Origin of the sequence: Saccharopolyspora taberi (genome assembly GCF_039534165.1) — a bacterium.
GTDB lineage: Bacteria > Actinomycetota > Actinomycetes > Mycobacteriales > Pseudonocardiaceae > Saccharopolyspora_D > Saccharopolyspora_D taberi.
Window position 1 is genome coordinate 176964 of the sequence record NZ_BAAAUX010000003.1, and the last position, 19963, is coordinate 196926.

Annotated in this window: 18 protein-coding genes, 1 tRNA gene and 1 riboswitch; of the genes, 9 read left to right on the plus strand and 10 right to left on the minus strand. The window is 70.2% G+C overall.

From position 1 onward, the window contains the following. Positions 1–44: 44 nt before the first annotated feature. The 5 genes from ABD691_RS03580 to ABD691_RS03600 form a co-directional block, all read right to left on the minus strand. Entirely contained in the window at positions 45–1289 is a 1245-nt protein-coding gene (locus tag ABD691_RS03580) for a beta-ketoacyl-[acyl-carrier-protein] synthase family protein (RefSeq protein ID WP_344677900.1), read from the minus strand. Then, positions 1286–1525: an acyl carrier protein gene (locus ABD691_RS03585; RefSeq protein WP_344677901.1), complete on the minus strand. Its 240-nt coding sequence runs from the start codon at positions 1523–1525 to the stop codon at positions 1286–1288. The genes ABD691_RS03580 and ABD691_RS03585 overlap by 4 nt, the downstream gene beginning before the upstream one ends. A gap of 66 nt (positions 1526–1591) precedes the next feature. Next, positions 1592–2569: a beta-ketoacyl-ACP synthase III gene (locus ABD691_RS03590; protein WP_344677902.1), complete on the minus strand. Its 978-nt coding sequence runs from the start codon at positions 2567–2569 to the stop codon at positions 1592–1594. Continuing rightward, entirely contained in the window at positions 2566–3489 is a 924-nt protein-coding gene (locus tag ABD691_RS03595) for an ACP S-malonyltransferase (RefSeq protein ID WP_344677903.1), read from the minus strand. Before ABD691_RS03595 ends, ABD691_RS03590 begins: the two co-directional genes overlap by 4 nt. A 207-nt stretch (positions 3490–3696) precedes the next feature. Beyond that, complete coding sequence (locus ABD691_RS03600; protein WP_344677904.1) at positions 3697–4899, minus strand: PucR family transcriptional regulator; 1203 nt, start codon at positions 4897–4899, stop codon at positions 3697–3699. A gap of 469 nt (positions 4900–5368) precedes the next feature. On the opposite strand from ABD691_RS03600, the gene ABD691_RS03605 reads away from it, so the two are divergent. Continuing rightward, positions 5369–6250, plus strand: a complete 882-nt coding sequence (locus ABD691_RS03605) for a peptidoglycan recognition protein family protein (protein WP_344677905.1) — start codon at positions 5369–5371, stop codon at positions 6248–6250. A 51-nt stretch (positions 6251–6301) separates the two neighbouring features. Here the strand turns inward: ABD691_RS03605 and ABD691_RS03610 are convergent, their stop codons facing one another. Next, positions 6302–6532, minus strand: coding sequence for a DUF3263 domain-containing protein (locus ABD691_RS03610; RefSeq protein ID WP_344677906.1), 231 nt, complete (start codon positions 6530–6532; stop codon positions 6302–6304). Positions 6533–6696: 164 nt separating this feature from the next. After that, a riboswitch (FMN riboswitch) is annotated at positions 6697–6834 on the plus strand. 108 nt (positions 6835–6942) lie between these two features. Between ABD691_RS03610 and ABD691_RS03615 the strand changes: the two genes are divergently transcribed. Together ABD691_RS03615 and ABD691_RS03620 are read left to right on the plus strand one after the other, a co-directional pair. Further along, the gene (locus ABD691_RS03615) at positions 6943–7590 is read left to right on the plus strand and encodes a nicotinamide mononucleotide transporter family protein (RefSeq protein ID WP_344678020.1); all 648 of its coding nucleotides are present in this window, start codon (positions 6943–6945) and stop codon (positions 7588–7590) included. 55 nt (positions 7591–7645) lie between these two features. Continuing rightward, complete coding sequence (locus ABD691_RS03620) at positions 7646–8899, plus strand: M14 family metallopeptidase (protein WP_344677907.1); 1254 nt, start codon at positions 7646–7648, stop codon at positions 8897–8899. Between the two features lie 91 nt (positions 8900–8990). Here ABD691_RS03620 and aceE read toward each other — a convergent pair whose 3' ends face one another. Beyond that, entirely contained in the window at positions 8991–11765 is a 2775-nt protein-coding gene (aceE, locus tag ABD691_RS03625) for a pyruvate dehydrogenase (acetyl-transferring), homodimeric type (protein ID WP_344678021.1), read from the minus strand. Between the two features lie 301 nt (positions 11766–12066). On the opposite strand from aceE, the gene ABD691_RS03630 reads away from it, so the two are divergent. The 4 genes from ABD691_RS03630 (at position 12067) to ABD691_RS03645 (ending at position 14682) form a co-directional block, all read left to right on the plus strand. Further along, on the plus strand, positions 12067–12501 hold the full coding sequence (locus ABD691_RS03630; RefSeq protein ID WP_344677908.1) for a DUF3052 domain-containing protein: 435 nt from the start codon (positions 12067–12069) through the stop codon (positions 12499–12501). Between the two features lie 104 nt (positions 12502–12605). Beyond that, entirely contained in the window at positions 12606–13070 is a 465-nt protein-coding gene (locus tag ABD691_RS03635; RefSeq protein WP_344677910.1) for a peroxiredoxin, read from the plus strand. A gap of 75 nt (positions 13071–13145) precedes the next feature. Then, positions 13146–13217, plus strand: a tRNA-Val gene (locus tag ABD691_RS03640). Between the two features lie 394 nt (positions 13218–13611). Beyond that, positions 13612–14682 carry a hypothetical protein gene (locus ABD691_RS03645; RefSeq protein WP_344677912.1) on the plus strand — a complete coding sequence of 357 codons (1071 nt, stop codon included), beginning with the start codon at positions 13612–13614 and terminating at the stop codon, positions 14680–14682. A 10-nt stretch (positions 14683–14692) separates the two neighbouring features. Here the strand turns inward: ABD691_RS03645 and rfbA are convergent, their stop codons facing one another. Next, complete coding sequence (rfbA, locus tag ABD691_RS03650) at positions 14693–15571, minus strand: glucose-1-phosphate thymidylyltransferase RfbA (protein WP_344678023.1); 879 nt, start codon at positions 15569–15571, stop codon at positions 14693–14695. A 191-nt stretch (positions 15572–15762) separates the two neighbouring features. Here rfbA and ABD691_RS03655 point away from each other — a divergent pair, with 191 nt between their 5' ends. Together ABD691_RS03655 and ABD691_RS03660 are read left to right on the plus strand one after the other, a co-directional pair. Next, complete coding sequence (locus ABD691_RS03655) at positions 15763–16686, plus strand: LLM class F420-dependent oxidoreductase (RefSeq protein WP_344677913.1); 924 nt, start codon at positions 15763–15765, stop codon at positions 16684–16686. Between the two features lie 34 nt (positions 16687–16720). Next, positions 16721–18250 carry an FAD-binding oxidoreductase gene (locus ABD691_RS03660; RefSeq protein WP_344677914.1) on the plus strand — a complete coding sequence of 510 codons (1530 nt, stop codon included), beginning with the start codon at positions 16721–16723 and terminating at the stop codon, positions 18248–18250. Positions 18251–18289: 39 nt separating this feature from the next. Here the strand turns inward: ABD691_RS03660 and ABD691_RS03665 are convergent, their stop codons facing one another. Then, positions 18290–19591 (minus strand): FAD-binding oxidoreductase, encoded by a 1302-nt coding sequence (locus tag ABD691_RS03665; protein WP_344677915.1) that lies wholly within the window; start codon positions 19589–19591, stop codon positions 18290–18292. Further along, positions 19588–19959 (minus strand): lipocalin-like domain-containing protein, encoded by a 372-nt coding sequence (locus ABD691_RS03670; RefSeq protein WP_344677916.1) that lies wholly within the window; start codon positions 19957–19959, stop codon positions 19588–19590. Before ABD691_RS03670 ends, ABD691_RS03665 begins: the two co-directional genes overlap by 4 nt. Positions 19960–19963 lie beyond the last annotated feature (4 nt).

Consider the following 19963-nt stretch of genomic DNA (forward strand, 5'->3'; position numbering starts at 1 on the left):
CGGAGATCCGGGATGGCCCGTCGTGGAAGAGTCCCGCCCGCGCGTCAGGCCCGGGCGAAGGTCAGGGCGACGTTGTGCCCGCCGAAACCGAAGGCGTCGTTGATCGCCGCGGTCTGCTCGACCTGCCGCGGCTTGTCGGCGACCACGTCGAGCTCGACCTTCGGGTCGAGCTTCTCCAGGTTCCGGGTAGCCGGGATGATGCCGTCGCGCAGCGACAGCACCGTGACGATGCTCTCCACCGCACCGGCCCCGCCGACCAGGTGGCCCAGCGCGCCCTTCGGCGCGGTCAGCACCACGTCGTCGCCCAGCGCCTTGCGGATCGACTGGGCCTCGCCCACGTCGCCGACCACGGTGGACGTCGCGTGCGCGTTGACGTGCCCGATGTCGGACGCCGACAGCTCGCCGGACTCCAGCGCCTTGCGGATGGCCGAGCTCTGCCCGATGCCGTCCGGGTGGCTGCCGGTGATGTGGTAGGCGTCCGAGGTGATGCCGACACCCGCGAGCCTGCCGTAGATCCGCGCACCGCGGGCCCTGGCGTGCTCGGCGCTCTCCAGCACCATCACGCCCGCGCCCTCGCCCATGACGAAGCCGTCGCGGTCCACGTCGAACGGGCGGGAGGCCAGCTCCGGCTCGTCGTTGCGGGTGCTCAGCGTCCGCGCCTGCGCGAAGCCGGCGATCGTGATCGGGTGGATGCAGGCTTCGGCACCACCGGCGACCACCACGTCGGCCTGCCCGGAGCGGATCATCTCCCAGCCCTTGGCCAGGCCCTCGGCACCCGACGCGCAAGCCGACGCGGGGGAGTGCACCCCGGCGCGGGCCCGCAGGTCGAGGCTGACGTAGGCGGCCGGGCCGTTGGGCATCAGCATCGGCACGGTCAGCGGCGAGACCTTGCGCAGCCCGTGCTCCTCCAGCAGGTCGTCCTGCTGGAGCAGCGTCACCGGGCCGCCGATGCCGGTGCCCAGCGCGACGCCGAGCCGGTCCGGGTCGACCGGTTCCTGCTCGTCGGTGGGCAGCTCGTAGCCCGCGTCGGCCCACGCCTCGCGCGCCGCGATCACGGCGATCTGCTCGCAGCGGTCCATCCGGCGCAGCTGCACCCGGGGCAGGACCTCACTGGGCTCGACGGCCAGCGGCGCGCCGATCTTGGCGGGCAGGTCGAACCGCTGGACCCAGTCGGCGTCCAGCACCCGGACCCCGCTCCGGCCGTTGATGACTCCGTCCCAGGTGGACGCGACGTCGCCGCCCAGCGGCGTCGTCGCGCCCAGCCCGGTGATGACGACTTCGGTTGTCATGCGTTCGAGGCGATGTAGTTCACCGCATCACCGACGGTCTTGAGGTTGGCCAGCTCGTCGTCGGGGATCTTGACACCGAACTTGTCCTCGGCCTGGACGGCGATCTCGACCATCGACAGCGAGTCGATGTCCAGGTCGTCCACGAAGGACTTGTCGGTGGTCACGTCCTCCGCGTCGACACCGGCGACCTCTTCGACGATGGCGGCCAGACCAGTTGTGATTTCCTCGTTCGACACGGTGGTGTTCCTTCCTTGTTCCGGATGTGCGACCGGGGACTCTTCCCGCGGTGGTGGGGGGTGCCCTCAGGGGCAGATGGCGACCTGCCCGGCGTAGGACAGACCCGCGCCGAAGCCGACCAGCAGCATCACGTCGCCGCTGGAGATCTCGCCCGCCGACCGCATGTGGTCGATCGCGAGCGGGATCGATGCCGACGAGGTGTTGCCGGAGTAGACGATGTCACGTGCGACCACGAGGTCGTCACGGGCACCCTGCGACTGGAGCTTCTTGGCGATGGCCTCGACGATGCGCAGGTTCGCCTGGTGCGGCACCAGGACGTCCACATCGGACAGCTTCAGCCCGGCGAGCTCCACCGCGCGGGCCGCCACCGGCGCGATCTGGGTGGTCGCCCACCGGAAGACCGCCTGGCCCTCCTGGTAGATGTACTTGTCGTCGCGCAGGTAGATGGTGTCGACCAGGTCGCCCGCGCTGCCGAGGGTCGCCGGGCCGATCTCGGCCTGCTCGGCCGGACCGACCACCGCGGCACCCGCGCCGTCGGCGAAGATGATGCAGTTCGCCCGGTCCTCCCAGTCCAGCCACTCCTGGAACCGCTCCGAGCCGATGACCAGCACGTTGCGGGCCGAGCCCGCGCGCACCGCGTCGGAGGCGACCGACAGCGCGTAGACGAAGCCGGCGCAGGCGGCGTTGACGTCGAAGGCGCTCTTGGCCTTGATGCCGATCTGGTCCGAGACCTGGGCGGCGGCGTTGGGGATGCCGCCGATCATGGTGCAGGTCGCGACGATCACCTGGTCCACGTCGTCGGGCGTCAGCCCGGCGTTGGCGATGGCCTTGGCGCCGGCCTCGACCGCCATCGAGACCACGGTCTGGTGGTCCTCGCCGAGGCGGCGGCTGATGATGCCGACCCGCTGGCGGATCCACTCGTCGTTGGTGTCGACGATCTTGGCGAGGTCGTCGTTGGTGACCACCCGGTTGCCCTGGGTGCTGCCGAAACCGAGCAGCTTGGTGGCGGGCGGCGGGGTTGCCTGCCGGATGGTGGGGGTCACGCGTTGCTCCCGTCGAGTAGTTCGGCGACCTTGTCCAGGTCTGCCGGGGTCTTCAGCGGCACCGCCTTGGTGCCCTTGAGCTCGCGCTTGACCAGGCCGGACAGGGTGCCTGCGGGCGGCAGCTCGACCACGGCCTCCACCCCGCGCTCGCCGAGCGCGGTCATGCAGCTGTCCCAGCGCACCGGGCTGGTGACCTGCGCGACCAGCCTGCGCAGGACCTCGTCGGCAGCGCCGACGAAGGTCCCGTCGGCGTTGGACAGCAGCGGCAGCTCGGGGTCGCTGGTGGTGACCTGCTCGGCGTGCTTCTCCAGCGCTTCCCGCGCGGGCGCCATGAACCGGGTGTGGAAGGCGCCCGCGACGGCGAGCGGGCGCACCCGCGCGCCCTCGGGCGGCTCCTCGGCCAGCGCCTCCAGCGCGGGCACCCGCCCGGCGGCGACGATCTGACCGGCGCCGTTGCGGTTGGCCGGGTCGAGTCCGAGGCCGTCGAGGTGCTTGACCACGGTCTCGGGATCGCCGCCGAGGACCGCGGACATGCCGGTCGGCTCCAGCCCGCAGGCCGCGGCCATCTCCCGGCCGCGCACGGCGGCCAGCGACACGGCGTCGTCGAAGGTCAGCGCACCGGCTACCGCCGCGGCGGCGAGCTCACCGACGGAGTGCCCGGCGACCGGCGTGTCCTCCGGGATCCGGATCCGCCCGCGCAGCTCGTCGGCCGCGATCAGCGACAGCGCCACGACCAGCGGCTGGGTGACCGCCGTGTCCTTGATCTCGTCCGCCTCGGCGGTGGTGCCCAGCCGCACGAGGTCCAGGCCGATGCGGTCGGACCAGGCGGAGAGGCGTTCCTCGACACCGTCGAGTTCGAGCCACGGGTTCAGCATGCCGGGGGCCTGGGAGCCCTGTCCGGGAGCGAGCAGCGCGATCACGCTTGCTACTGAACACGTCCGGGTGTGCCCGTCGTGATGCCGGGATGGACGAAGTCCGCCAGGCAAAGTTGTGGGGTGTCTACAACCCGCCTGCTCAGGTGCATCTGCGCTGGTCGGCCGTGTCCGGATGGTGACATGGCGGTTATCCGGGAGCCGGTGAGATTTCACTCGAAAGTGTTGCAATCGGCCCGGTCGGATGTTGGCGGATCACCACAGCCCGCGCGACTTCGCCAGCCGCCCGACGGCGAGCCCGACCCGCAGCACCAGCGCGTCCCGCGGGTTCGACGGGGTGCGGCCGGTGAGCTCGGCGACCCGGCGCAGCCGGTAGCGGACGGTGTTGGGGTGCACGTAGAGCTGGCGGGCGCAGTTCTCCAGCACGCCGCCGACCTCGAGGTAGGTGTCGACCGTCTCCATCAGCGCGCCGCCCGCGTCGACCAGCGGCAGCACGATCCGCTCGACGAGCTGGCGCTCGGCCTCCGGATCGCCCGCCAACGCCCGCTCCGGCAGCAGGTCCGCCGACTGCACCGGTCGCGGTGCGGTCGGCCAGGCCACCACGGCGCGCAGCGCCGACATCGCGTCCGCCGCCGACCGGTGCGCCTCGGCGAGGCTGGTCACCGTCGGCCCGACCACGACCGGGCCCTCGTCGAAAGCCTCGGCCAGCCGCGCCGCGGCCTCCTCGTCGCCGCGCTCCTCGGACGGACCGCCGAAGACCACCACGAGCCGGGTCCCCTGCACGCCGAGCAGCACCGGCCGCCCGAGCCGGGCCGCGCGGCTGCGCACCTGGTAGACGATCGTCGGCGGGTCGTCCGCAGGCGAGGTCCCGACCAGCACGGTCGCCTCCGACGACGGTTCCCAGCCCAGTGCCGCGGCGCGGGACAGCAGCGACTCCTCGGCGTCGCCGCGCACGATGCCGTCGACGACCAGCGCCTCCAGCCGGGCGTCCCAGGCGCCGCGCGCCTCCGCGGCGGCGGCGTAGGAGGTCGCGGCGGCGAAGGCGATCTCGCGGGTGTAGCGCAGGATCCACTCGCGCAGCACCGAGCGTTCGCCGGGTTCGTCGGCGAGCTCGGGCAGCTGCTGCTCGAACACGTCGATCGCGGCGCGCACCAGCTCCAGCGTCTGCCGGAGGCTGACCCAGCGCGAGAGGTCGCGCGGGGCGGAGCGGAACGCCTCCGCGGTGAGCCGGATCGCCTCGGTCGGATCCTGCAGCCAGGCCACGAAGTTCGACACCCCGGTCTGGGTCACCAGCAGCACGCTCGCGCGCTGGTCGGCGGGCATCCGCCGGAACCACGGCAGTCGCTGCTCCATCGCGGCGATGCTGGCGGTGGCCAGGCCACCGGAAGCGCGTTCGAGCCGGCGCAGCGTGGCGGCCGAAACCTGACGTGGTTCGTCGCCTGCCCGTTCGGTAGCCATGGCTCCAGAATCGCACGCGGCCTGATCGCGCCCGGCCGGGTGCGGGTCGGATCGGTGCCAGGTCACACCGGCAACTCTCGGTCGATCGAGTGCGGAAATGACACTTTGGTGACGCTTGTTCCGCGATTTCTCGGCGAGGTCGCCGATTCCCGCTTTACGGACGAGCCGGTTGAATCCGATTCTGCCGAACAGCAGCTGGATTCCCTTTGCTGACCTTTTCGCCACCAGCCATCCGGCCAGCAGCAGAATTGGTGGCGCTGGGCGTGATCGCCGCGCTGAACCAGATCGGAATCGCGCTCACCGTGACCACGCCGGTGCTGGCCACGACGGGCGGCGGGTTTGGCCACGCCTGACCGGTGGCCGGGGACCTCGATCGAGCGGTCCCGGCCATTTTCACGCGGTTGGCCGTGGCCGGTCCGCGGCGGCGGCGACACCATGGAACGACGCCGACGATCAGGGAGTGATCGCGATGGCATTGCCTCTCGCATGGCTGGCGGACGTCCTGCGGGCAGCGGGGCTGAAGGTCGTCGAGACCCCGGGGTGGAAGGAGCGGTCCGCCAACTCGGGGCCGCTGCCCGACCCGGTCGGCGTCCTCGAACACCACACCGCCTACGTCGCGTCCTACGAGAACCCGGCGCCCAGCCTCCAGCTCTGCATCGACGGCCGCCCGGACCTCAAGGGCCCGCTGTGCCACGGGCTGATCGGCTACGACGGCGTGATCCACGTGATCGCGGCCGGCCGCGCCAACCACGCCGGGGAGGCCAGGGAGTCCGGGCCGAACCCGGGCGGTGACGGCAACGTCCTCTACGTCGGGTTCGAGTGGGACTACCAGGGCGTCGACCAGCAGCCCAGCCCCGAGCAGTACGCCGCCGCCCTGCGCGCGACGGCCGCCGTGCTGCGCCACCTCGGCCGCCCGGACGAGGCCGCGCGCGGCCACAAGGAGACCAGCACCACCGGCAAGATCGACCCCGGTCACGTGGACATGGACAGGTTCCGCAGCGAGCTGTCCGGCAGGAACGAGGAGGGCGAGATGACTCCGGAACAGGACGCGATCCTGCGGCGGATCGAGAACGAGCTGCTCGGCCCGCGCGGCCCGAAGGGCGAGATCACCGGCTGGGACACCGACCTGGGCCCGCGCACGATCGTGGCGATGCTGGTGGACCTGGTGAACGGGCTGCTCGCGCAGCGCCCCGGCGCGGTGCCGCAGCAGCGGTCGCTGGACGCGGAGGGGATCAGGTCCGCGTTCCAGGCGCTGCCGCCGGAGCAGGCCGCGCCGCTGCTCGCGGAGTTGGTGCGGATCCAGCAGGAGCGGCAGCTCACCCCGGAGCAGCACGCCCAGCAGAAGGCCTGAGGAAGATCCTCGGATCGCCGCTGCCCGGACCGGGTGGCGGCGATTCCGCTTTCAGCGGCGGGCGGAGCGGCGCTGCTCGCGTTCGTCGCGTAACCGCAGCAGCCGTTTGACCAGCGACGGCTGCTGCGCGAGCGCCTCCGGCTGGTCCAGCAGCCGGTTCAGCCGCTGGTAGTAGCGGTTCGGCGAGAGCCCGAAGCGCTCCTGGATGACGCGCTCCTTGTTGCCCGCGTGGTGCCACCACTCGTTCTCGAAGGCGAGGATGGCGCGATCCCTGTCGTTCACGAGTCCGACCCTCCCCGGTTCGATCTTCGGCCGTGCCGAGTTTACCCAGTGGCGTACTGCTGTTCGATCGGCCGTTCGGCGTTGTTCGCCTCGTGTGATCCACCCCACCAGCGGGTGCCGGAACAAGGTCGGCAGCGCAGGATGTTGGGCGGAGTACGAACGTCGTGCGCTCCGGGGCTCGGTGGAATTCCGAACCGGCGGTGAAAGTCCGCGAACCGGCGCCGTTCCCGAACGGGACGGCGCGGGCCGATCCGGTGGAAATCCGGAACCGACGGTGAAAGTCCGGATGGGAGGCAGCGCACGGGTGCCGGACGATGCCGCGGCGCAGTGCGCCCGCGGCGGGGTCCGCGCTCCCGCCGACCGCGCGCACCGCCCACCCGGGGTTTCACGACCTGCCGGAGGGAACGCAGGTGCGCAGTCTCGCGGAGTGGGTGCTCGGCAACGGGATCACCGTGCTGGGTCAGCAGATTTCCTGGGCGGAACTGGTCGGGCAGCTCTGTGCGCTGGCCGTGGTCTTCCTCGCCCAGCGCCGGACGCTGGCCACCTGGCCGGTGCAGGTCTCGGCCACCGTGCTGCTGTTCGCGGTCTACGCGAGCGCGCACCTGGGCGGCCTGGCGATCCGGCAGGTCATGATCCTGGTCATCTCGATCTACGGCTGGTGGGCCTGGAGCCGCCGCAGCGACCCGGTCTACGGCGTCGCGGTGCGCCGGGCGCGACCGCAGGAACGGCTGGTGCTGCTGGCCGCGCTCGTGGTCGGGACCGCCGCGTTCGCGCTGCTGCTGACGGTGCTGGACGCCTCGTGGGCGCCGTGGCCGGACTCCTGGATCTTCGTCGGGACGCTGGTGGCGTTCTGGGCGCAGGGCCGCGGGCTGGTCGAGTTCTGGCTGGTGTGGCTGGCCGTCGACGCCGTCGGCGTGCCGTTGCAGCTGGCGTCCGGGCTCTGGTTCAGCGCCGCGATCTACGTGGTCTTCGCCGCCCTGGTGATCCACGGTTGGTGGAGCTGGAACCGCACCGCGCGGGTCCAGCGCGCTCGGCAGGCCACCCCGGTCGGCGGTTGACTCCGCAACGACCCCCTGATGGATTCGAGCACTATCGATCACGAAGGGGGCGGCCATGTTTCGTCGGTTTCGCTGGGTCGCGGTCGTCGCGCTGTGCGCGCTGGTGACCGCGTCCGAGCCCGCGCTCGCGCAGGAAGCTCCGACCACCGGCTTCGAGGATTCGCAGGGGGAGCGGTGGACCACGCCGGAGGAGGAGGCCCGGTTCCTGGCCGAGGTCGACCGGGCCCAGCCGGACGTGTCGGTGCAGGGGATCGGCACCACCGCGCAGGGGCGTCCGCTGAACCTGGTGCGGGTCGGATCGGGCCGCCCGACCGTGCTGCTGGTGTGCGCGCAGCACGGTGACGAGCCGTCCGGGCGCGAAGCGTGCCTGAGCGCGGTCCGGGACCTCGGCTACTCGCAGAACCGCGAGGTGCGGAAGTTCCTGCGCTCGACGACGGTTCTGGTCGTGCCGAACGTCAATCCGGACGGCCTCGTCGCCAACACCCGGGAGAACAGCGACGGCGTCGACATCAACCGCGATCACCTCGCGCTCGTGTCGCCGGAAGCGCGGGCGGTCGCCGCGGTCATCCGCGACCACCGGCCCGCGCTCGTCCACGACCTGCACGAGTACACCGCCGAACCGCCCTACTACGACAAGGACCTGCTGGCACTGTGGCCGCGCAACCTCAACGTCGGAGGAGGAGTGCACGACGGGTCCCGCCTGCTGTCCGAGGAGTACGTGCGACCGGAGGCTGAAGAAGCCGGCTACTCCAGCGGCGTCTACGGGATCTGGACCGATCCGCAGACCGGCGAGCCGATCAAGCAGGTCGCCGGGGACGGCCAGGAACGCATCCTGCGCAACACGGCCGGGGTGAAGCACGCGGTCGGGCTACTGGTGGAGGCCAGGGTCGAGCCGCTGGCGGAGGACGACCCGGCTGCCAACAACCGCCGCCGCGTCGATTCCCAGCGGGTTGCCCTGCAGGCGACCATGCGGATGGTTTCCGAGCGCCGCGAACAGATCGAGCGCGCGACCACCGACGCCCGGCTTGCCGGGCTGCGCGGGGACGGCCCGATCTACTTCGGTGGAGCCGACAACGAGCCGCCCGCCCCGGAGGACGTCGACGAGAACCCGCCGTGCGCATACCGGCTGACCGACGCGCAGTTCGCGCAGATCGGCGACGAACTCGACCTGCACGGAGTGCGCAGCGCTCCCGAAGCGGGCGGGACGCGGCTGGTGCCGATGCGGCAGGAAGAACGCGCGCTGGCCGCGCTGCTGCTCGACTCCCGCGCCACCCACCGCATCGCCGACGCCGAACCCGTGCGCTGCTGAAGCACGAAGGACGCCAACCCCGCGAGCGGATCGCGGGTCGGCCAATCCGAAAGACGGAGGGGCGCCGCCGGCCGGTGGCGCCCCTCCGGTTTCACGCCACCCCGGGGTCCGACGTCTGCGGCCCGGCGGCCCGGACGTCGTCGAGCCGGTACCGGCGCGCGGCCTCGGCGACCTTCGCCTCGTCCACCCGGCCCTGCCGGGCCAGCGCCGCCAGCGTCGCGACCGCGGTGGACTCCGCGTCCACCAGGAACACCCGCCGGGCGGCGGGCCTGGTGTCGGAGAACCCGAACCCGTCGGCGCCGAGGCTGACCATCTCGCCCGGCACCCACGGCCGGATCAGGTCCGGAACCGCCCGCATCCAGTCGCTGACCGCGACCACCGGTCCCTCGGCGTCCGACAGCACCCGCGTCACGTACGGCACCTGCCGCTCGGCGTCGGGATGCAGCAGGTTGTGCCGGTCGGCGGCCTCGGCGTCCCTGCGGAGCTGCGACCACGAAGTCGCCGACCAGACATCGGCCCGCACGCCCCACTCCTCGGCGAGCAGTTCCTGCGCGCGCAGCGCCGACGGCATGGCGACGCCCGAGCTCAGGATCTGCGCCCGCGGGCCCGAACCCGGCGCCTGCCGGTAGCGGTACAGGCCGCGCAGCAGGCCGTCGACGTCGAGGTCCTCCGGCTCGGCGGGCTGCTGGTACGGCTCGTTGTAGACGGTGAGGTAGTAGAAGACGTTCTCGGCTTCCTCCCCGTACATCCGGCGCAGCCCGTCCTTGACGATGTGCGCCACCTCGTAGGCCCACGCCGGGTCGTAGGCGACCACCGCCGGGTTCGTCGCGGCGAGCAGCAGCGAGTGGCCGTCGGCGTGCTGCAGGCCCTCGCCGGTCAGCGTGGTCCGGCCCGCGGTGGCGCCGAGGATGAACCCGCGCGCCATCTGGTCGGCCGCCGCCCACAGGCTGTCGCCGGTGCGCTGGAACCCGAACATCGAGTAGAAGATGTAGATCGGGATCATCGGCTCGCCGTGGGTGGCGTAGCTGGTGCCCGCGGCGGTGAACGACGCCGTCGACCCGGCCTCGTTGATGCCCTCGTGCAGGATCTGGCCCTGCTCGCTCTCCCGGTAGGCCAGCATCAGCTGGTAGTCGACCGGGGTGTAGCTCTGGCCGAGCGGGTTGTAGATCTTCTGGGACGGGAACATCGAGTCCATCCCGAAGGTGCGCGCCTCGTCCGGGATGATCGGCACGATCCGCGGCCCGATCTCCGGGTCCTTGGCCAGGTCCTTGAGCAGCCGGACGAAGGCCATCGTGGTGGCCACCTCCTGCTTGCCCGAGCCGCGCCGGACCACGTCGTAGACCTTGTCCCCGGGCAGCACCAGCGCCTTGGACTTCACCCGCCGCTCGGGCAGGTAACCGCCGAGCCGCTGCCGCCTCTCCTGCAGGTACTGGATCTCCGCCGACTCCTGGCCGGGGTGGTAGTACGGCGGCAGCGACGGGTCCTGCTCCAGCTGCGCGTCGGTGATCGGGATCCGCAGGCTGTCCCGGAACAGCTTCAGGTCGTCCAGGGTCATCTTCTTCATCTGGTGGGTCGCGTTGCGGCCCTCGAAGTGCGGGCCCAGCCCGTAGCCCTTGATCGTCTTGGCCAGGATCACCGTCGGCTGGCCGTGGTGCTCGGTGGCGGCCTTGTAGGCGGCGTAGACCTTCCGGTAGTCGTGGCCGCCGCGGCGCAGGCCCCAGATCTCCTCGTCGCTGAGGTCGCGGACCATGTCCTTGGTGCGCGGGTCGCGGCCGAAGAAGTGCTCGCGGACGAACGCGCCGTCGTTGGCCTTGTAGGTCTGGTAGTCGCCGTCCGGCGTGGTGTTCATCAGGTTGACCAGGGCGCCGTCGCGGTCGGCGTGCAGCAGCGCGTCCCACTCCCGGCCCCAGATGACCTTGATGACGTTCCAGCCCGCGCCGCGGAAGAACGCCTCCAGCTCCTGGATGATCTTGCCGTTGCCGCGGACCGGGCCGTCCAGCTGCTGGAGGTTGCAGTTGACCACGAAGGTCAGGTTGTCCAGGCCCTCGTTGGCGGCCACGTGCAGCAGCCCGCGCGACTCCGGCTCGTTCATCTCGCCGTCGCCGAGGAACGCCCACACCCGCTGCTGGCCGGTGTCCTTGATGCCGCGGTCGCGCAGGTAGCGGTCGAACCGGGCCTGGAAGATCGCGTTCATCGGGCCGAGGCCCATCGACACGGTCGGGAACTCCCAGAAGTCGGGCATCAGCCGCGGGTGCGGGTAGGACGGCAGGCCGCCGCCCGGTCCGGCGTGCGAGTACTCCTGGCGGAACCCGTCGAGCTGGTGCGCGCCCAGCCTGCCCTCCAGGAACGCGCGGGCGTAGATGCCGGGGGAGGCGTGGCCCTGGATGTAGAGGTGATCACCGCCGCCGGGGTGGTCCTTGCCGCGGAAGAACCAGTTGAACCCGACCTCGTAGAGGCTCGCCGACGAGGCGTACGAGGAGATGTGGCCGCCGACGCCGATGCCCGGCCGCTGCGCGCGGTGCACCATCATCGCGGCGTTCCAGCGGGTCCAGGCCCGGTAGCGGCGCTCGGTCTCCTCGTCGCCGGGGAACCACGGCTCCAGCTCGGTGGGGATGGTGTTCACGTAGTCGGTGCTGGTAAGCGAGGGGACACCGACGCCGCTCTCGCGGGCGCGCTGGAGCAGGCGCAGCATGAGGTAGCGGGCGCGCTGCTGACCGGTGGCCGAGAGCACCGAGTCGAACGACTGCAGCCACTCCTCGGTCTCCTCCGGATCGATGTCCGGCAGGTGCGAAGCGAGACCGTCGCGGATGACCCGCACGCGCTGCGGGGCACCGTCGTTGCCGGCGTCGTTGTTGAGCGGGGACAAGACGTACTCCTCGACTGCGTCGTGGCGTGGGATGACGTCGGAAGTGATGTCCGACACGTTCATCGTCCCCCATCTTCGCCGCCGATGCGCAAGCCGTCATCGCTACCGGTCAGTACGGCGTATCGGGGCAGCGGTGCGCACGGCTACAGTCGTCTCCCAACGTGCAGCTCCGGCGTGTCGAAGCGCCAGCAGTTGCGCTCGTGGCCCTTGGCGGTGTTCGCTAACGGCCAGATCGTGGAAACTGGTGTGCGGTGGGCGCGATGCCGCGCCGCACCGGTGGCATTGGAGGAGTGAGAAAACCGTGGTCGCCGCGGGAGACGCCGGCAAAGGCGATGTCGACGTCGCCGAGAGGCTCGACATCGAGCCGGAGATGGTTGTCCAGGAGATCGGCTGGGACGAGGACGTCGACGACGACGTCCGCGCCGCGATCGAGGAGCGCTGCGGCAGCGAGCTGCTCGACGAAGACGCCGACGAAGTGGTCGATGTGGTGCTGCTGTGGTGGCGCGACGATGATGGCGACCTGACCGACACGCTGCTCGACGTCATGACTCCACTGGCCGATGACGGGGTCATCTGGGTGCTGACCCCCAAGACCGGCCGGGACGGCTACGTCGAGCCCAGCGATATCGCCGAGGCCGCCTCGACGTCCAACCTCGCCCAGACCTCCAACGTCAGCGTCGGCGACGAGTGGATGGGTACCAGGCTGGGATACCGGAGAGCGAAGACCAAGCGCTGAGGTGCCACCGCGGGCACCGGCGGCGCGAGCGGCCGGTGCCCGCACGGGGTGGTGCGGTGTAGGTTCGGCGACGACAAGGTCACGCCGAACAGAAGGGCGCGCTCATGACGGTCGAGGTCGGTGCGCAGGCACCGGACTTCACGCTGCCGGACTACAACAAGGAGCAGGTCTCCCTGTCCGGGTTCCAGGGCAAGAAGAACGTGCTGCTGGTCTTCTACCCGTTCGCCTTCAGCGGCATCTGCCAGGGCGAGCTCTGCCAGGTCCGCGACGACCTGAGCGAGTTCCAGAACGATGACGTGCAGGTGCTCGGCGTCTCGGTCGACTCCCCGTTCGCGCTGAAGGCGTGGGCGGAGAAGGAGGGCTACACCTTCCCGCTGCTGTCGGACTTCTGGCCGCACGGCGAGATCGCCAAGGCCTACGGCGTCTTCAACGAGCAGGCGGGGATGGCCAACCGCGGGACCTTCCTGATCGACACGGAGGGCAAGGTCCGCTTCGCCGAGGTCAACCAGCCCGGCGAGGCCCGCGACCAGAGCGTGTGGAAGAAGGCCCTGGCGGAACTGTCCGCCTGATCTCACGCGGTGGTCGACCGGTACAGTGTTCGCCAGCCGATCCCGGTCAGCGCGCACCGGCCGGCCACCCTCCAGGGGCGCATAGCTCAGCGGAAGAGCACTTGCCTTACAAGCAAGGGGTCGTAGGTTCGAACCCTACTGCGCCCACTTTTTGATTTCGGGTCGCGGCCGTTGTTGGTGAACAGCGCCGAAGCTGCGGTAAACGGATGATCCGCGAAACACCGTGCCGCCGAGGTGTAGACGGAACGGCTCTCCTCCACGAGTCCCATGAGACGGACACGTAGAGAGGAACTACGCGGATGATCGACGTGTGGGTGCTGGCGGTCGCCACGACCACGATCGTCGCTGCTGTCGCACGGGAGTGGTTCGCGCTTCGCCGTTACCTCGTGCGGCGTCGAAGTGTCGAACGGGTTGTGGCCAGTGCCGCTCCTGGCAGCCGGGTCGTTGATCGGGAGGCCGATGGTGCGACGCTCGACGTCGTGACCGCTCCCGGCGGATCCGCCCCGGCAGGGCTCCCGATCGGGTCGGAGCGGCCGGCAGCATGACGTTGGGCCATCCCCGGAGGGCACCTGCCGACGGCAGCTTCGAGGCGTTCTACGCCGAGACCTTCTCCCGAACGTTCAAGGCCGTGCTGCGCAGGGCCGGCGGCGACCGGCACGTCACCGACGACGCCACCCACGACGCCTACGTCGCGATGCTGAAGTCCTGGCCGGAGCGCAAGCACCGGTCGCTGGACGAGAACCGGCAGTACGTGCAGGCGATAGCGGCGAACAAGGTGTTCGACTGGTACCGGCACCAACGCCGGTACGTCGAGCTGGACGACGAGTTCGACGCGGCGACGGACGAGTCGGGGTTCGCGGAGGTCCTCGACGAGCTCTCGGTCGTCGGCGAGGTGCGCGCCCTGATCGGCAGGCAGCCGCTCCGGCGCCGCGCCGTCGGGGAGCTGTTCTTCCTCGAGGAGATCGGCGACTACCGGGAGATCGCCGACACGCTCAGCATGGCCCCGTCGACCGCGCGCAACCACGTGAAGCGGTTGCGGGACCTGCTGAAGCCCTTCGTCAGCCAGATGACCGAGACCGGCAGGCGGGGGAACCGGCCGCATCCGCCCAGGACCCGGGACGCGGTCTACGTGAAGATCGTCATCGCCGGTGGACGGGGCGCGGGCAAGACGACCTTCATCAGCTCCCTGTCGGAACGCACGGCCGTGGCGGGGCCGATGCCGCTGGACTTCGGCCAGGTGCCGCTGGATTCCGATCTGACCCTCTGCCTGTTCGGGGCGTCGGCCCAGGAATCGCACTGGGCGGTGTGGGACGACCTCGTGCGGGACGCGGTCGGTGCCGTTCTGCTCGTGGACACCCGCGAGATCAGCCGCTGCTTCGCGTTGCTCGACTACTTCGAGGACCGGGAAATGCCGTACGTGGTCGCGGTGAACTGCTTCGACGACGTGTTGAGCCACCAGCTCGACGAGGTGCGCCGGGCGCTCGCCATCGCCGAATCAGTGCCGGTTCTCAGCTGCGACGCCCGCAATCCCTCGTCGGTCAAGCAGATGCTGCTCGCGCTCGTCGAAACCGCACTCCGCCATCACGCGCAGAACGTCCGGCAGCGTTCGTAGCCGCTGGCCCTCAGCGCCCGGCCCGCTCGGCCGCGGCGGCCAGAACGTACTGGCCGTACTCGGACTTCTGGAGTTTTCGGCCCAGGGCGGTGCATTCCTCGGGGCTGATGTAGTTCATCGCCAGTGCGATTTCCTCCAGGCAGGCGATTCGGGTGCCCTGGCGGCGTTCGATGACGTGGATGAACTGGGAGGCTTCGAGGAGTCCTTCGTGCGTTCCCGCGTCGAGCCAGGCGTAGCCGCGGCCGAGGGGGACCAGGTTCGCCCTGGACTGCTCGATGTAGATGCGGTTGATGTCGGTGATTTCGAGTTCGCCGCGGTTCGACGGGGTCAGGTCGCGGGCGAGGTCGACGATGTCGTTCGGGTAGACGTACAGTCCGGTGACCGCAACCGAACTCGTTGGTTCGGCGGGCTTTTCCTCGATTCCGACCAGTCGGCCGTCAGCGTCGGTTTCGGCCACTCCGTATCGGCGGGGGTCGCTCACCGAGTAGCCGAACAGCGTCGCGCCGGTGGTGTCGCGCATGCTTTGGCGGAGCAGCGCCGGTAATCCCTGGCCGTAGAAGATGTTGTCGCCCAGGATCAGGGAAACCGGGTCGTCGCCGATGAAATCCGCGCCGATGCGGAACGCGTCGGCGATGCCCGCGGGTTCGGGTTGTTCCGCGTAGCTCAGGGAGATGCCGAACTGGGAACCGTCGCCCAGGAGGCGCTGGAAGAGAGGCAGGTCCAGCGGCGTCGTGATGATCAGGATTTCCCTTGCCCCGCCGAGCATAAGCGTCGACAGCGGGTAGTAGATCATGGGTTTGTCGAACACCGGGAGAAGCTGCTTGGAGACGGCGAGCGTCAACGGGTGCAGACGCGTTCCCGCGCCTCCTGCCAGGATGATTCCCTTCATCCGGATCCTCCGATCGAGAGGTGGTGCGGGCGCGGCGGCGTGTCCAACCGTTGAACCGCCGCATTCGGACAGCCCGGCAGGCGGTCGTGCCCTCCTCCGTTCGCCGAGCATACGTTTGCCCCGTGACACCGGGACAAAACGAGCGTTGGACAACTCGTGCGGGAACCGGCCGCGGACTAGCCTCCTGCCGCGTGAAACTGCGAATTTCGACAGAACCCCAGCAGGGTTCGGACTACTCCGCGCTGCTCCGGTTGGCTCAGTGCGCCGAGAACGCGGGATACGACGGTTTCTTCCGCTCCGACCACTACCTGCATCTCGGTGACGTCGATCCGGGACCGGGGCCCACCGACGCGTGGATCACGCTGGCGGGGCTCGCGCGGGAAACGTCGCGCATTCGGCTCGGCACGCTCGTCACGTCCGCGACTTTCCGGCTTCCCGGCCCGCTGGCCGTCGGCGTCGCGAACGTCGACCAGATGTCGGGCGGTCGCGTCGAACTCGGGATCGGCTCGGGCTGGTACGAGGACGAGCACACCGCCTACGGAATTCCCTTTCCAGCATTGGGAGAACGCTTCGACCGGCTGGAGGAACAGCTTTCCGCCATCACCGGTCTGTGGACCGCGCGGGGGCGGTTCTCGTTCGCCGGCAAGCACTACTCGATCACGGACTCGCCCGCCCTGCCGAAACCGGCGCAGTCGCCGCATCCTCCGGTGATCGTCGGTGGCAAGGGCAAGAAGCGGACTCCGGAGCTCGCCGCCCGGTTCGCCAGCGAGTACAACCTGCCGATGGGCACCCCGGAAGAGGCGGCGGAGCAGTACCGGCGGGTCGCCGACGCGTGCGAGGCGATCGGCCGCGATCCCGGGGAGCTGCACTACTCCGCCGTGGTCCCGGCCTGCGTCGGGCCGGACGAAGACGCCGTCCGCCGTCGCGCCGAGGCGATCGGCTTTCCCCCGGACGTCCTCCGCCAGATCGGTGTCGCGGGCACGCCGTCGGAGGCGGTCGAAACCCTCGGCCGCTGGGAGGAGTCCGGAGCGCAGCGCATCTACCTGCAGATCCTGGACCTGACCGACTTCGACCAGGTCGAGCACATCGCGTCCGAGGTCGCCCCACAACTGTGACCCGCACCGGGAAACCAGGAAGGAACATCGAACGGTGACGAAGGACCCGACACCGCACGCCGAGGACTCGTTCCGCGCCGTGCGTCCCGGTGATCCGCGCTATGCGGATCTCGCGCTGCGCAGGCGCAACGAGCGGTTCGAGCACTATCCCCGCTGCTTCCAGGTCGCCCGCGGCACCGAACACGTCATCGCCGCGGTCGACGAGGCGATGCGGTCCGGCGACCGGATCGCGGTGCGCAGCGGCGGCCACTCGATGGAGAACTCGGTCGGTGAGGTGGCAGGGGGCACGATCGTCGACATGTCCGCCATGAACTCGGTCTCCTACGATCCGGCGCGCGGGGCGTTCGCGATCGAGTCCGGCGCGACCCTCGCCGACGTCTACCGGCAGCTCTACCTCAACTGGGGCGTGACCATTCCCGGCGGCTGGGGGCACACCGTCTGCGCCGGGGGGCACATCCAGGGCGGCGGGTACGGCGGCCTTTCCCGCCGCCACGGTTCGACCGTGGACCACCTGCAGGGCCTGGAGGTCGTGGTCGTCGACGAGCGCGGTCGCGCGGTCGCCGTGGAAGCGACGCGCGATCCGGACGACCCGAACCACGATCTGTGGTGGGCGCACACCGGTGGCGGCGGCGCCAACTTCGGGATCGTGACGCGGTACTGGATGCGCACGCCCGGTGCGCCCGGCCTGCTTCCCAAACCCCCGACCGGGATCATCAGCGGCGTGCTGGCGTGGCCGTGGGAAACCATGACCCGCGAGACCTTCCAGTCGCTCGTGCACAACCACGGCCAGTGGCACTGGAAGAACAGCGAGCCCGACAGCCCGTACACGGCGCTGTCCTCGCTGCTGATGCTGCCCGCCCGCGCCAAGCGGAGCGGTGCGCTGGGCCTGACGCTGGTCGCGCTGGTGGACAGCGGCGCTCCGGACGCCGAGTCGATGCTCGACGAGTACCTCGACCACATCAACGGCGACACCGGTGCGGTCCGCTTCGTCAACCCGGCGAAACCGTGGTTGTACACGATGGTCCCGCCGGTGGTCGATGGCGAGATGCAGCGCATCCCCGAATACGACCGGTACAAGGGGAAGGCGGGGTACCTGCGGCGGCCGTTCACCGCCGCGCAGGTGGACGCGCTCTACGACTACCTCTCGGACCCGCCCGCGGAGATCGACCTCGCCGGGGTGTGGCTGAACTCCTACGGGGGCCAGGTGAACGCCGTCGAACCGACGGCGACCGCGATGGCGCAGCGGGACTCGATCCTGAAGGCCGTCTACACGGCCGCCTGGCCGGATCCCAGGCACGACAGCAAGAACATCGACTGGCTGCGCCGCTTCTACCGCGATGTCTACGCCGACACCGGTGGGGTGCCGGTCCCGAACGAGAACAACGACGGGTCGTACATCAACTACCCGGACGTCGATCTCGCGGACCCGGCTTGGAACACCTCGGGCGTTCCGTGGCATTACCTGTACTACAAGGAGAACTACCCGCGGCTCCAGCAGGTCAAGCAGCGCTGGGACCCGCTGAACGTCTTCCGGCACACCCTGTCCATCAAGCCACCGGAATGAGTACGCGGATTCCTGGCCCTGCGGTCGGCGGGGCCAGGATCACGCTTCGGGAAGGGCTCGGAACAGGCCGCTCGGGTCGTGCTGCTCCTTCAACGCCCGCAGGCGCGCCGACGAAGGTTCGTCGTAGACCGGGCCCAGCTCTTCGACCGGGCCGTAGCGGAAGTTCGGCGCCTGGCCCACAGTCCACTCCGCCAGCGCGGAGAAGATCCGTCGATGAACCCGCCGGACATCCGCCAGTTCCGCGGTCGCCAGCGGCGACAGCACCCGGACGATGTACTGCGCCTCGCGATGCCCGACGCAGTTGGGCTCAGCCGGAGGACGCGACAGGGCGCCGCCGAGATGCCGGACGTCGAGGATGACGGGCACCGGAGCAGCCGGACCGCACAGCCTGCGAACCGCGTCCGCCGCCTCCGCCGGGAACGAGCTCAACAGCACGTTGTTCCCGTAGTAGGAGTGCGGGAACTCGGGGTCGTTGTAGACCGATCCCGACTCGGTGAAGGGCATGTCCCGCACCTGATCGAGAATCGCGGGAGCCGCCGCGCGCACCGGGGCGATCAGCCGTTCCGGCTCGCTGGTCGAGGCGAACCGGAAGTGCAGGACGTGCCGGTCCCGCAAGGGTTCCGGGAACAACGCGACCGGCGGATACCGGACCATCCCGAGCGAAGCGGTCAGGGTCTCCGGGGCCTGGGCGGTCAGGTCCCGGAACGCGCTGATCACCTCCCGAGCGTGGGAGACGTCGAAGAACAAACCTCCGCCGTGGATCCGCTCGACCGGAAACAACCGGATCGTCATGGAGGTGACGACGCCGAGGTGGTCCCGTCCGCCACGCAACCCCCAGAACAGCTCCGGGTCGTTCGAGGCGTCGACCGATCGCAGTTTCCCGTCCGCTGTGACGACATCCAGCGAAAGCACGTGATCGGCTGCGAAGCCGAACTCGCGCCCGAGCAGCCCGAGCCCACCGCCGAGCGCGTACCCGACGGCGCCGACGGTCGGCGACGATCCGCTGAGCGGAGCGAGACCGTGCGGAGCCGCTGCCGCGATGACCTGCCGCCACTGCACGCCGGCCTCGATCCGTGCTTCCTGCCGTGCGGGAAAGACCTGCACGCCGTCCATCCGCCTGGTGCTGATCAGCACCCCGCCGTCGTTCAGACCCGACGTCCCGTGGCCGGTCGCCTGCACGGAAACACCAAGCCCCGCGTCCGCGGCATGCGCGACAGCCGCACACACGTCGTGCTCGTCAACGGCTCCGACGATCACCGCTGGGGAGTGCTGGAAACCGGTCTGGAACCCGCGGCGCTCGGGCTCGTATCCCTCGTCGGAAGGGCGCAGCATGTCCGTCATCGGTTGAGCCGCTGCCATTCCAGCGCGCTGCGCTTGGCGTTCCTGCGAAGCCCGCGCCCGATCAGGGTCAGCCGGTCGCCGTCGAGCTCGACGCTGCGGACCTGCTCCGTGCCGAGCCACGACTGGTCCGGCGCGATGGAGACGCTGTGCACGACCTGGTCGCCTTCGCGCCGCCACGTCCCGGCGTAGCTCATGTAGTGCGTGCCCTCGCCCGCGTCCGTGCGCATCATGTTCACCGCGACGTGTCCGGCCGCGTCGTAGACGAGCAGTCCGGTGGGGCGGGAACCCAGCGGGCCCTCGCGCAGCTCGCCGTCTTCGGCGAAGATCCGGAAGTCGACCAGGCGCCAGGCGCCGACCAGTTCGTCCATTCGT

Bases quoted from the DNA above. Each gene is read 5' to 3' on its own strand.
- ABD691_RS03605 (WP_344677905.1), top strand. From the start codon at position 5,369: ATGGCATTGCCTCTCGCATGGCTGGCGGACGTCCTGCGGGCAGCGGGG.
- ABD691_RS03600 (WP_344677904.1), bottom strand. From the start codon at position 4,899: ATGGCTACCGAACGGGCAGGCGACGAACCACGTCAGGTTTCGGCCGCC.
- ABD691_RS03670 (WP_344677916.1), bottom strand. From the start codon at position 19,959: ATGGACGAACTGGTCGGCGCCTGGCGCCTGGTCGACTTCCGGATCTTC.
- ABD691_RS03645 (WP_344677912.1), top strand. From the start codon at position 13,612: ATGACGTTGGGCCATCCCCGGAGGGCACCTGCCGACGGCAGCTTCGAG.
- ABD691_RS03580 (WP_344677900.1), bottom strand. From the start codon at position 1,289: ATGACAACCGAAGTCGTCATCACCGGGCTGGGCGCGACGACGCCGCTG.
- rfbA (WP_344678023.1), bottom strand. From the start codon at position 15,571: ATGAAGGGAATCATCCTGGCAGGAGGCGCGGGAACGCGTCTGCACCCG.
- ABD691_RS03635 (WP_344677910.1), top strand. From the start codon at position 12,606: ATGACGGTCGAGGTCGGTGCGCAGGCACCGGACTTCACGCTGCCGGAC.
- ABD691_RS03620 (WP_344677907.1), top strand. From the start codon at position 7,646: ATGTTTCGTCGGTTTCGCTGGGTCGCGGTCGTCGCGCTGTGCGCGCTG.
- ABD691_RS03665 (WP_344677915.1), bottom strand. From the start codon at position 19,591: ATGACGGACATGCTGCGCCCTTCCGACGAGGGATACGAGCCCGAGCGC.